This is a genomic window from Actinomadura sp. NPDC048032 (assembly GCF_040653175.1).
Lineage (GTDB): Bacteria > Actinomycetota > Actinomycetes > Streptosporangiales > Streptosporangiaceae > Spirillospora > Spirillospora verrucosospora.
In genome coordinates this window covers 1-10,737 of record NZ_JBEZJP010000283.1, presented here as the reverse complement: position 1 = coordinate 10,737, position 10,737 = coordinate 1, and the positions used below count along the sequence as shown (strand labels likewise).

General features: G+C 72.5%; 10 protein-coding genes. 3 read left to right on the top strand and 7 right to left on the bottom strand.

Going from position 1 to position 10,737, the window contains the following annotated elements:
• The 4 genes from AB0C69_RS28950 to AB0C69_RS28935 all read right to left on the bottom strand — a co-directional run.
• On the bottom strand, positions 1-201 hold a 201-nt coding region (locus AB0C69_RS28950), incomplete at its 3' end, for a hypothetical protein (protein ID WP_360358325.1).
• A gap of 196 nt (positions 202-397) precedes the next feature.
• Positions 398-1,201: a carbon-nitrogen hydrolase family protein gene (locus tag AB0C69_RS28945; protein WP_360358324.1), complete on the bottom strand. Its 804-nt coding sequence runs from the start codon at positions 1,199-1,201 to the stop codon at positions 398-400.
• 8 nt (positions 1,202-1,209) lie between these two features.
• Positions 1,210-3,717 carry a DUF3516 domain-containing protein gene (locus AB0C69_RS28940; protein WP_360358323.1) on the bottom strand — a complete coding sequence of 836 codons (2,508 nt, stop codon included), beginning with the start codon at positions 3,715-3,717 and terminating at the stop codon, positions 1,210-1,212.
• A 54-nt stretch (positions 3,718-3,771) separates the two neighbouring features.
• Complete coding sequence (locus tag AB0C69_RS28935) at positions 3,772-4,368, bottom strand: HD domain-containing protein (RefSeq protein WP_360358322.1); 597 nt, start codon at positions 4,366-4,368, stop codon at positions 3,772-3,774.
• Between the two features lie 100 nt (positions 4,369-4,468).
• On the opposite strand from AB0C69_RS28935, the gene AB0C69_RS28930 reads away from it, so the two are divergent.
• Complete coding sequence (locus AB0C69_RS28930; RefSeq protein WP_345175247.1) at positions 4,469-4,654, top strand: hypothetical protein; 186 nt, start codon at positions 4,469-4,471, stop codon at positions 4,652-4,654.
• Positions 4,655-4,660: 6 nt separating this feature from the next.
• Here AB0C69_RS28930 and gndA read toward each other — a convergent pair whose 3' ends face one another.
• Positions 4,661-6,085: an NADP-dependent phosphogluconate dehydrogenase gene (gene gndA, locus AB0C69_RS28925; RefSeq protein ID WP_360358321.1), complete on the bottom strand. Its 1,425-nt coding sequence runs from the start codon at positions 6,083-6,085 to the stop codon at positions 4,661-4,663.
• Between the two features lie 156 nt (positions 6,086-6,241).
• Here gndA and AB0C69_RS28920 point away from each other — a divergent pair, with 156 nt between their 5' ends.
• Together AB0C69_RS28920 and AB0C69_RS28915 are read left to right on the top strand one after the other, a co-directional pair.
• Positions 6,242-6,991 carry a beta-phosphoglucomutase family hydrolase gene (locus tag AB0C69_RS28920; protein WP_345175251.1) on the top strand — a complete coding sequence of 250 codons (750 nt, stop codon included), beginning with the start codon at positions 6,242-6,244 and terminating at the stop codon, positions 6,989-6,991.
• A complete protein-coding gene (locus AB0C69_RS28915; protein ID WP_345175253.1) occupies positions 6,988-9,387 on the top strand; it encodes a glycosyl hydrolase family 65 protein in 2,400 nt (799 codons plus the stop codon). The genes AB0C69_RS28920 and AB0C69_RS28915 overlap by 4 nt, the downstream gene beginning before the upstream one ends.
• On the opposite strand, the gene soxR is transcribed toward AB0C69_RS28915, so the two are convergent.
• Both soxR and AB0C69_RS28905 read right to left on the bottom strand, forming a co-directional pair.
• A complete protein-coding gene (soxR, locus tag AB0C69_RS28910; protein ID WP_345175255.1) occupies positions 9,384-9,938 on the bottom strand; it encodes a redox-sensitive transcriptional activator SoxR in 555 nt (184 codons plus the stop codon). The genes AB0C69_RS28915 and soxR overlap by 4 nt on opposite strands.
• Before the next feature lie 61 nt (positions 9,939-9,999).
• On the bottom strand, positions 10,000-10,593 hold the full coding sequence (locus tag AB0C69_RS28905) for an HdeD family acid-resistance protein (RefSeq protein ID WP_345175257.1): 594 nt from the start codon (positions 10,591-10,593) through the stop codon (positions 10,000-10,002).
• Positions 10,594-10,737 lie beyond the last annotated feature (144 nt).

The following is a 10,737-nucleotide window of genomic DNA, read 5'->3' as shown; positions in this document are numbered from 1 at the left end:
GGCCGCCCCCCCCGGCGTGGTGACGCCGTCCGCCGGACGGGCCGGCGCGACCCGTGTCGACCCGTACGCGATGACGAGGAACAGCCCCGCGGCGAGGGCGAGCGCCGCGACGACCGCCGACAGGCGGCTCGGACGGCGGACGGGCGGCCGGGGCTCGCCGCGGGTGAACCCGGCGGGCGGAAGGCTGGAAGAAAGGCGCACCCCACGATGGTCACGCTGCGCACCCGTCCGAACACGGAGACGCGCCGCAACCGTTGCCAGCTCGATACCTTGGCTAGGGGCGCCGCCGCGCGCGCAGGGCGATTTTCCCGGCCAACGCGGAGAAGGCCGACACCGACCGCCGCAACCCGCGCCGGAGGACTTCCTGGTCACGCCGGACTTCGCGGCCGGGGCCCCTCTAGCCCTCGGCCGGGGTGACGGTGAAGCGGCGAAGGTCGAGCGCCGGGTTCTTCGCGCGGACGGCCTTGACGCGCTCGGGCGAGACGTCCCCGGACACGACCCCGGTCCCCTCCCCCAGCGCGGCCACGACGACGCCCATCGGGTCGACGACCATGCTGTTGCCCGCGCCGGTCGGGGCGCACTGGTCGGCGGCCGCCACGTAGATCGTGTTCTCGATCGCCCGGGCCCGCACCAGCGTCCGCCAGTGGTCCTCCTTGAGCGGCCCCGGAACCCATTCGGCGGGCAGCGCCAGGACGTCGGCGCCCGCGTCCACGATCCGCCGCGTCACCTCGGGGAACCGCACGTCGTAGCAGGTCTGCATCCCGAACGTGACGCCGTCGACGGCGAAGGTCCGCGGCTCGCCGATCTCGCCGGGCCGCACCAGCGCCGACTCCTCGTACCCGAACGCGTCGTACAGGTGTATCTTGCGGTACTCGGCGACGACGCCCCCGCCGGGGGCGACGGCGACGAGCGTGTTGGAGATGCGGTCCGGGTCGTCCAGCCGCTCGTTCACTCCCGCGACGACGTGGACGCCGTGGCGCCGTGCCAGCTCGCCGAGCCCGGCCACGAACGGGCCGTCCAGCGGCTCGGCCGAGTCGACGAAACGCCGGTCCATCTTCGGCGCGGTGAACATGGAGAACTCGGGAAGCACCACGACCCGCGCGCCCTGCCCGGCCGCCTCGGCGGCGAGCCCGCCGATCGCCGCCAGGTTCTCGTCCTTGTCGGTTCCGGGCGCGAACTGCGCCACCGCGACCCGCACCATACGTCCTCCTACATCCTGTCGACGCCGGTCACCCGGACGACGGCCTCGCCCTCCTGGTCGGAGCCCGCGAGGTCGACCTCGGCGCTGACGCCCCAGTCGTGGTGCCCCTCCGGGTCGTCGAAGACCTGCCGGACGCGCCACAGCGCGTCCTCCGGGACCTCCTCGATCTGCAGCAGCTTCGGCCCCCGCGCGTCGGGCCCGGTGAGCAGCTCGTCGTGCTCCTCGAAGTAGCGGTCCATGGCCTGCGCCCACGCGTCGGCGCCGAAGTCGGGGTCCAGCGCGCCGAGGTCGCCGTAGCGCTCCAGCGCCGCCAGCTCCACCCGGCGGAACATCGCGTTGCGCACCAGCACCCGGAACGCCCGCGCGTTCGCGGTGACCCTGGTGACGCGCTCCTCGATCGGCTCGTCCAGGTCCTCGGCGGCGGGGTTGGCGAGCTGCTCCCACTCGTCCAGCAGGCTGGAGTCGACCTGCCGGACCAGCTCGCCCAGCCACTCGATCAGGTCGATCAGGTCGTCGGTCTTGATCGACTCCGGGACGGTCTGCTGCAGCGCCTTGTAGGCCCCCGACAGGTACCGCAGGACGAGCCCCTCGCCCCGCGCCAGCTCGTAGTGGCCGATGTACTCGGTGAACGTCATCGCCCGCTCGTACATGTCGCGCACGACCGACTTCGGGCGCAGCGGGTGGTCGCCGACCCAGGGGTGCCCGGCCCGGTACACCTCGTAGGCGGCGCCGAGCACGTCCTCCAGCGGCTTCGGGTGGTCGACGTCCTGGAGCAGCTCCATCCGCTCCTCGTACTCGATGCCCTCGGCCTTCATCTCCTGGACGGCCTCGCCCCGCGCCTTGTTGACCTGCGCGGCCAGGATCTGCCGCGGGTCCTCCAGCGTCGCCTCGATCACCGACAGCACGTCCAGCGCGTACGACGGCGACGCGGGGTCGAGGATCTCGAAGGTCGCGAGCGCGAACGTCGACAGCGCCTGGTTGAGCGCGAAGTCCTCCTGGAGGTCGACGGTGATGCGCGCGTACCGGCCGGCGTCGTCCGGCTCCGGCAGCACCTCGACGACGCCGCCCGCGAGCAGCGACCGGTAGATCGCGATGGCGCGGGAGATGTGCCTGCGCCGCGCCGCGGGCTCCTCGTGATTGTCGGTCAGCAGCCGCTTCATGGCCTGGAACGCGTTGCCCGGCCGCGCGATCACCGACAGCAGCATCGCGTGGCTGACCTGGAACCGGGACCGGAGCATCTCCGGCGCGGCCTCCTGCAGCTTCTTGAAGACGTCCTCGTCCCAGCCGACGAACCCCTCCGGCGGCTTCTTGCGCTGGACCTTCCGCCGCTTCTTCGGGTCGTCGCCGGCCTTGGCCAGCGCCTTCTCGTTCTCCACCACGTGCTCGGGCGCCTGCGCGACGACGAACCCGACCGTGTCGAACCCGGCCCGTCCCGCCCGTCCGGCGATCTGGTGGAACTCCCGCGCCCTGAGCCGCCGCACCCGGTGCCCGTCGTACTTGCTGAGCGCGGTGAACACGACGGTCCTGATGGGGACGTTCACCCCCACCCCCAGGGTGTCGGTCCCGCAGATGACCTTCAGCAGGCCCGCCTGCGCGAGGCGCTCCACCAGCCGCCGGTACTTGGGGAGCATCCCGGCGTGGTGGACCCCGATGCCGTGCCGGACGAACCGCGACAGGTTGCGCCCGAACTTCGTGGTGAACCGGAAGTTGCCGATCAGCTCGGCGATCCGCGCCTTCTCCTCCTTGGTGCACACGTTGATGCTCATCAGCGCCTGCGCCCGCTCGATCGCCGCCGCCTGCGTGAAGTGCACCAGGTAGATCGGCGCCTTCTGCTCGGCCAGCAGCTCCTCGATCGTCTCGTGCAGCGGCGTCACCCGGTAGTCGTAGATGAGGGGCACGGGCCGCTCCGCCGACGTCACCAGGGCCGTCGGCCGCCCCGTCCGCCGCGTCAGGTCCTTCTGGAAGAACGAGACGTCGCCGAGGGTGGCCGACATGAGCAGGAACTGGGTCTGCGGCAGTTCCAGCAGCGGTATCTGCCACGCCCAGCCCCGCTCGGGCTCGGCGTAGAAGTGGAACTCGTCCATCACGACCACGCCGATGTCGGCGTCCGCGCCGTCCCTGAGCGCGATGTTCGCCAGCACCTCGGCCGTGCAGCAGATGATCGGCGCGTCCGCGTTCACGCTGGCGTCGCCGGTCATCATCCCGACGTTGTCGCGCCCGAACATCTCGCACAGGTCGAAGAACTTCTCCGACACCAGCGCCTTGATGGGCGCGGTGTAGAACCCGACCTGGTCGCGGCCGAGCCCGGCGAACAGCGCCCCCGCCGCCACCAGGCTCTTGCCCGACCCGGTCGGCGTGGAGAGGATCACGTTCGCGCCGGACACCACCTCGATGAGCGCCTCCTCCTGGGCGGGGTACAGCGTGATCCCGCGCCCCGACACCCACCGTTCGAACGCCTCGAACAGCGAGTCGGCGTCGGTGTCGTTTCCGGAGGGAAGCTCATCGATAAGGCTCACCCCTCCATCCTGCCCCCGATCACCCACTGCCCGCGCCGGACGCGGCCCCCCGTCCTAGACCAGCCCGTGGCCGTACTTCGCCATGAGGGGTTCGAGATCAGGCTCCCCGAAGGACTCCCGCATCGCCTCGAACACGGAGACCTTCTCCTCCCCGAACCGCCGGACGCGGCCGGCGTACGCGGCGGCGGACACGAAGGTCGGCGGATCGGTCTTGCTGTGGAACTTGTCGGCGTACATGACGAGCCGCTCCTCGCCGGTCGCGGCCACGTAGTCGCCGGCGGGCACGGGAAGCCGCTGCCGCGCGATGTCCTCCCTGGTCAACCCCACCCCGGTGTGGCACGAGCAGAACCGGCAGATCTCCTCTGGGAACCCCTCGTTCCGGAGGATCTCGTGACCGAGCACCCCGTGCCGGACGTAGCCGCTGAGGTCGATCGCCCCGGACGGGCCGTACAGCCGGTAGACGCCGAGGTCGTGCAGCAGGCACCCGGCCCGCACGAGGTCCGCGTCGACCGCGAGCCCCGCCCCGTCCACGATCCGCTCGGCGATCTCGCTCACGATGACGCAGTGCGTCCACACGGCCTCGAACGCGGCTTCCCCCGGCGCGTACCGCTCGTGCAGCGCCCGGATCTCGTCGTCCCCCGGTATCTCCACCCCACGACCTTAAGGCCGCGGCGCCCGCGCCGTGATTAGGGACGGACCGTGCGGCAACAAAGGGCTGAACGAATCGAGGAACGCGAGAGGAGCCGAACGGATGGACAAGAAGGAGCCGGAGGACCGGGGCCCGGGAGCCAGTTCCGGGCTGGAGGACCAGCCGCACGAGCGGGTCGTCCCGGGCAGCGAGAGCGCCGAAGAGGGGTACGAGGGAGACGCCGAGAGCGGGACCCGCGGCGGCGACCCGATCGCCGGGGTGGAACTGGACCCGGACGAGGAGCCCTGAGCTACGTCAGGCGCTCACCTCGGTGCGGTCGCCGCCCCAGAGGGTGTGGAAGGAGCCGTCGCGGTCGGTGCGGCGGTAGGTGTGGGCGCCGAAGAAGTCGCGCTGCCCCTGGGTGAGCGCGGCCGGCAGGCGGTCGGCGCGCAGCGAGTCGTAGTAGGCCAGGGCGGTGGAGAAGCCGGGCGCGGGGACGCCGATGTGCGCGGCGGCGGCGACCACCTCGCGCCAGGCGCCCTGGGCGTCGCCCACGGCCTCGGCGAAGTGGTCGTCGGTCAGCAGCGTCGGCGTCTGCGGGTCGGCCTCGTAGGCGGCGCGGATGCGGTCCAGGAACCGGGCCCGGATGATGCAGCCGCCGCGCCAGATGGTGGCCATCGCGCCGAGGTCGATGTTCCATCCGTACTCGGCGCTGCCCGCCTGGATCTCGTGGAACCCCTGCGCGTACGCCACGATCTTTGATGCGTACAGGGCCTTCTCCACGGCGTCGGCGAAGCCGGAGCCCGCCATGACCGTGCGGGACGGCCCGGGCAGGCCGCGGGCGGCCTCGCGCAGCGCGGCGTGGCCGGAGACGGACCGGGCGAACACGGCCTCGGCGATGCCGCCCACCGGGACGCCGAGGTCGAGGGCGGTCTGCACGGTCCAGCGGCCGGTGCCCTTCTGCTCGGCCTGGTCCAGGACGACGTCCACGAACGGCTTGCCGGTCGACGCGTCGGTGTGCGCGAGGACCTCGGCGGTGATCTCGATCAGGTAGGACTCCAGGCGCCCGGTGTTCCAGGTGCGGAACACCTCGGCGATCTCGGCGGGCGCGAGCCCGGCGGCGTGCCGCAGCAGGTCGTAGGCCTCGGCGATCAGCTGCATGTCGGCGTACTCGATGCCGTTGTGCACCATCTTCACGAAGTGCCCGGCGCCGTCCGGGCCGACGTGCGTGCAGCACGGCGTCCCGTCGACCTTGGCGGAGATGTCCTCCAGCAGCGGGCCGAGCGCCTCGTAGGACTCGGCGGAGCCGCCCGGCATGATGCTCGGGCCGTGCAGCGCGCCCTCCTCGCCGCCGGAGACGCCGGTGCCGACGAAGTGGATCCCGCGCTCGCGCAGCGCGGCCTCGCGGCGGCGGGTGTCGGCGAAGTTCGCGTTGCCGCCGTCGACGATCATGTCGCCGGGCTCCAGCAGCGGGGCGAACTCGTCGATGACCGCGTCGGTCGGGCCGCCCGCCTTCACCATGACGACCAGCCGCCGGGGCCGCTCCAGCGACTCCACGAACCGCTCCGGCGTCTCCGCGGGCAGGAACGTCCCCTCGTCGCCGAACTCCTCCACCAGCGCCTTGGTCTTGGCCGACGTGCGGTTGTGCACGGCCACGGGATGCCCGTGCCGGGCGAGGTTGCGGGCCAGGTTCCGCCCCATCACCGCCAGCCCGGTGACACCGATTCGCGCCTTCTGCATTGGCTCACTCCTCCTCGTGTGCGACCCTGACCAAGGGGTTGTACGCGGCTCATGATCCCCCCGTTCGAGCGCCCGGGCCCGCATGCCCGCGCCCGGCGCGGGAAAGGGCCGCGCGTTGAGGACCACTATCGATAGTGCCATCTACCTGGGGGTGCGATGCTGGGACTGCCGGACGAGGCGGCCGCGTGTCTTTTCGATCTCGACGGGGTGCTGACCCGGACCGCGGCCGTTCACGCGGCGGCGTGGAAGGAGATGTTCGACGGCTACCTGCGCGAGCGGGCGGAGCGGACCGGTGAGGCGTTCACCGAGTTCGACCCCGTGCGCGACTACGGCCGGTACGTCGACGGCAAGAGGCGCGAGGACGGGACGCGCTCGTTCCTGGAGTCGCGCGGCATCTCCCTGCCCGAGGGCGATCCGGACGACCCGCCCGAGAAGGAGACGATCAGGGGTCTGGGGAACCGCAAGAACGCCCTGGTCCTGAAGCTGATCGAGGAGAAGGGCGTCGAGACGTTCGAGGGCTCGATCGACTACGTCCGCAAGGCGCGGGAGGCGGGGCTGAAGACGGCCGTGGTCTCCTCCAGCGCCAACACCGTCCAGGTCCTGCGGACGGCCGGCATCACCGACCTGTTCGACGCGCGCGTCGACGGCGTCGTCGCCGCGGAGCGGAACCTGCCCGGCAAGCCCGCCCCCGACACGTTCCTCGCGGGGGCCGAGGAGCTCGGCGTCCCGGCCGGCAAGGCGGTGGTCTTCGAGGACGCCCTCGCCGGCGTCCAGGCGGGGCGGGCCGGAGCGTTCGCCTACGTCGTCGGCGTCAACCGGGTCGGCGACGAGCACGCGAAGGCGCTCGCCGAGCACGGCGCCGACGTGGTGGTCGACGACCTGTCCGAGCTGCTGGAGGCGCCGTGAGCACGCACGAAGGCCAGGCCGGGGCCGACCGGCCCGTGTTCTCCGTGGAGCCGTGGTGCGTGCGGGAGCCGGAGCTGCGGCTGGACCGGCTGGCCCAGACCGAGTCGGTGTTCGCCCTCTCCAACGGGCACGTCGGAATGCGCGGCAACCTCGACGAGGGCGAGCCCCACGGGCTCCCTGGCACCTACCTGAACTCCTTCTACGAGCAGCGCCCCCTGCCGCACGCCGAGACCGCCTACGGCTACCCCGAGATGGGCCAGACGGTCATCAACGTCACCAACGGCAAGGTGATCCGGCTGCTCGTCGACGACGAGCCGCTCGACGTGCGCTACGGCCGGCTGCACCACCACGAGCGGATCCTCGACATGCGCGCGGGGACGCTGACCCGGCACGTGGAGTGGACCTCCCCGGCCGACCGGACGATCAAAGTGACCTCGGTCCGGATGGTGTCGCTGACCCAGCGCGCCGTCGCGGCGATCTGCTACGAGGTCGAGCCGGTCGACGAGGCGGTCCGGGTCGTCGCCCAGTCGGAGCTGGTGGCCAACGAGGCCCTGCCCGGCGGCGGCAAGGACCCGCGCGAGTCGGCGATCCTGAGCAGCCCGCTCGTGGGCGAGGAGCACGTCGCCAACGGCACCAAGGTGCTGCTGCTGCACCGGACGCGGCAGAGCGGCCTGCGGATGGCCGCCGGGATGTCGCACGACATCGAGGGCCCGGAGTCGATGGCGATCGACACCGAGAGCTCCAAGGACGTGGGGCGCCTGACGGTCGCGACGCGGCTGGAGCCGGGGCAGCGGCTGCGCATCGTCAAGTACATCTCCTACGGCTGGTCGAGCCGGCGGTCGCGTCCCGCGCTGCACGACCAGGTGGTCGGGGCGCTGGCGGGCGCGCGGCAGACCGGCTGGCAGGGCCTGCTGGACGAGCAGCGCGAGTACCTCGACGAGTTCTGGGAGGGCGCCGACGTCGAGGTCGACGGGGACGCCGAGATCCAGCAGGCGGTCAGGTTCGGGCTGTTCCACGTCCTGCAGGCCGGCGCCCGCGCGGAGCGCCGCATGATCCCGGCCAAGGGGCTGACCGGGCCGGGCTACGACGGGCACACGTTCTGGGACACCGAGACGTTCGTGCTGCCGGTCCTCACCTACACCTCCCCCGGCGCCGCGGCGGACGCCCTCGGCTGGCGGCACATGACGCTGCCGCTGGCCCGGGACCGTGCCAACCAGCTCGGGCTGGAGGGCGCGACGTTCCCGTGGCGCACGATCCGCGGGCACGAGTGCTCGGGCTACTGGCCGGCCGGCACCGCGGCGTTCCACATCAACGCCGACATCTCCGACGCCGTCGTCCGGTACGTGGACGCCACGCAGGACGAGCAGTTCGAGCGGGAGATCGGCCTGGACATCCTGGTCCACACGGCCCGGCTGTGGCGCAGCCTCGGCCACCACGACGTGGGCGGGGTGTTCCGCATCGACGGGGTCACCGGCCCCGACGAGTACAGCGCGGTGGTCGACAACAACGTCTACACCAACCTGATGGCGCGCCGGAACCTCCAGGAGGCCGCCGAGACGGCGATGCGCCACCCGGACGTGGCCGACCGGCTCGGCGTGAACGCCGAGGAGGCGGCGTCGTGGCGGGACGCGGCGGCGGCGATGCTCATCCCCTACGACGAGCGTCTCGGCGTCCATCCGCAGAGCGAGAGTTTCACCAACCACGCCCGCTGGGACTTCTCGGCCACCAAACCCGACCACTATCCCCTGCTGCTGAACTACCCCTACTTCGACCTCTACCGCAAGCAAGTGGTCAAGCAGGCCGACCTCGTGCTCGCCCTGCACCTGTGCGGCGACGCGTTCACCGAGGAGCAGAAGGAGCGCGACTTCGCCTACTACGAGGGCCTGACCGTCCGCGACTCCTCGCTGTCGGCGCAGACGCAGGCGGTCGTCGCCGCCGAGGTCGGGCAGCTGGAGCTGGCGCACGACTACCTCGGCGAGACCGCGCTGATGGACCTGCACGACCTGAACCACAACACCCGCGACGGGCTGCACATCGCCTCGATGGCGGGCGCGTGGAGCGGCCTGGTCGCCGGGTTCGGCGGGATGCGGGCGGGCAGGGGCACGCTGCGGTTCGCGCCGCGGCTGCCCGGCGGGATCAGCCGGCTGGCGTTCCGGATGCGGTACCGCGGCAACCGGATCAAGGTCAGCGTGACGGGCGAGGCGGCCCGCTACGAGCTGCTGGACGGCCGGGGCCTCACGCTGTGGCACCACGGCGAGCGGTTCACGCTCGCCGACGAGCCCGTCGAGCTGCCGATCGAGCAGATCCCGGTGCGCCCGCCGGTGACGCAGCCGGCGGGGCGGGAGCCGGCCCCGCGGCGCATCGACCCGCACGGGCGCGATCCCCGCCGCCGCTAGGCGGGGTCGCTCCCCGGAGCGCAGACGCGCGCGCAGCCGTCCGCCCCGGAGGCCCGCGTCCCGTCCGCCGGGCGGGGCGCGGGCTCCCCGGCGCCCGCCGGCACGAGCAGGCGGCGCGGCCCGGGCCCCTCGTCGCCGAGCCGGTCGTAGGGGTTGGCGAGGGCGCACTTGTTGATCGACAGGCAGCCGCAGCCGATGCAGTCGGTGAGGTCGTCGCGCAGCCGTTCGAGCTGCCGGATGCGCGCGTCGAGGTCGCCGCGCCACCGCTCCGAGAGGCGCGCCCAGTCCGCCACCGTGGGGGTGCGCTCCTCGGGGAGGGTGGCGAGCGCGTCGCGGATGTCGCCGAGCGGGATCCCGACGCGCTGCGAGACCTTGATGAACGAGACCCGGCGGAGCGTGTCCCGGCTGAACCGCCGCTGGTTGCCCGCCGTGCGGCGGCTCTTGATCAGTCCCTTGGACTCGTAGAAGTGCAGCGCCGAGACGGCCACGCCGCTCCGCTCGGCGAGCTGCCCGACGGTGAGTTCGTGCACCCGGTGCTCCAGCCGCGTCATGCACCGGATCCTACGCGTTCCTCAACCGCGCTTGAGGTTGCCCTGGCGGGCGACGACCAGGTCAGTAGTGGGGGCCCGGCCGGTACTGGGCGGCCGGGCTCGGCCCGCCCGGGCGCTCGGCGGCCTGGCCGAGCCGGCGCAGCCGGAACGCCGCGCCGATCATGGCGGCACCGGTCAGGACGGCCAGCAGCCCGATCAGCCAGACGATGGCGATCGCGCCGGAGACGGGCCACGCGAACAGCATGATCCCGAAGATCAGCGAGACGGCGCCGGTGAGCACGTACGCCCACTCGCCCTTGAGCTGCTTGCGCATCGCGAGCGCCACCCCGATCTCCAGCACGCCGGTGGCGACCGCCCAGGCGGCGATCAGCATGAGCAGGACGAACGCGGTGATGCCGGGCCACACCAGCGCCGCGACGCCGAGCGCGACCCCCGCGGCCCCCGACAGGGCCAGCAGGCCGCGCGGCCCTCCGGACGTGCCGCGGATCGCCTGCGCCACCGCGAACACGCCGTCCACCAGGGCGTACGCGCCGAACAGCACCACCAGCGCGAAGACGGTGATGCCCGGCCACACCCAGGCGACGATGCCGAAAATGATCGCGAACGTGCCGCGCAGCGCGAGCACCCACCAGTGGCGGGTCATCAGATCGAACATGCCGGCCTCCCCGGGGACGGAACCTCCTCCAGTGTCCGTCTCCGCCCCTTTCGGGGAACGCAAAGGCCGGTCGCGCACTTCGCAAAGTTCGCGACCCGCCCCCCGGTCCGGCCGGGGGGCCGGCTCCGGCCGCGCGGCAGTGCG

Bases quoted from the DNA above. Each gene is read 5' to 3' on its own strand.
- AB0C69_RS28945 (WP_360358324.1), bottom strand. From the start codon at position 1,201: ATGGTGCGGGTCGCGGTGGCGCAGTTCGCGCCCGGAACCGACAAGGAC.
- AB0C69_RS28930 (WP_345175247.1), top strand. From the start codon at position 4,469: ATGGACAAGAAGGAGCCGGAGGACCGGGGCCCGGGAGCCAGTTCCGGG.
- gndA (WP_360358321.1), bottom strand. From the start codon at position 6,085: ATGCAGAAGGCGCGAATCGGTGTCACCGGGCTGGCGGTGATGGGGCGG.
- AB0C69_RS28920 (WP_345175251.1), top strand. From the start codon at position 6,242: ATGCTGGGACTGCCGGACGAGGCGGCCGCGTGTCTTTTCGATCTCGAC.
- soxR (WP_345175255.1), bottom strand. From the start codon at position 9,938: ATGACGCGGCTGGAGCACCGGGTGCACGAACTCACCGTCGGGCAGCTC.
- AB0C69_RS28905 (WP_345175257.1), bottom strand. From the start codon at position 10,593: ATGTTCGATCTGATGACCCGCCACTGGTGGGTGCTCGCGCTGCGCGGC.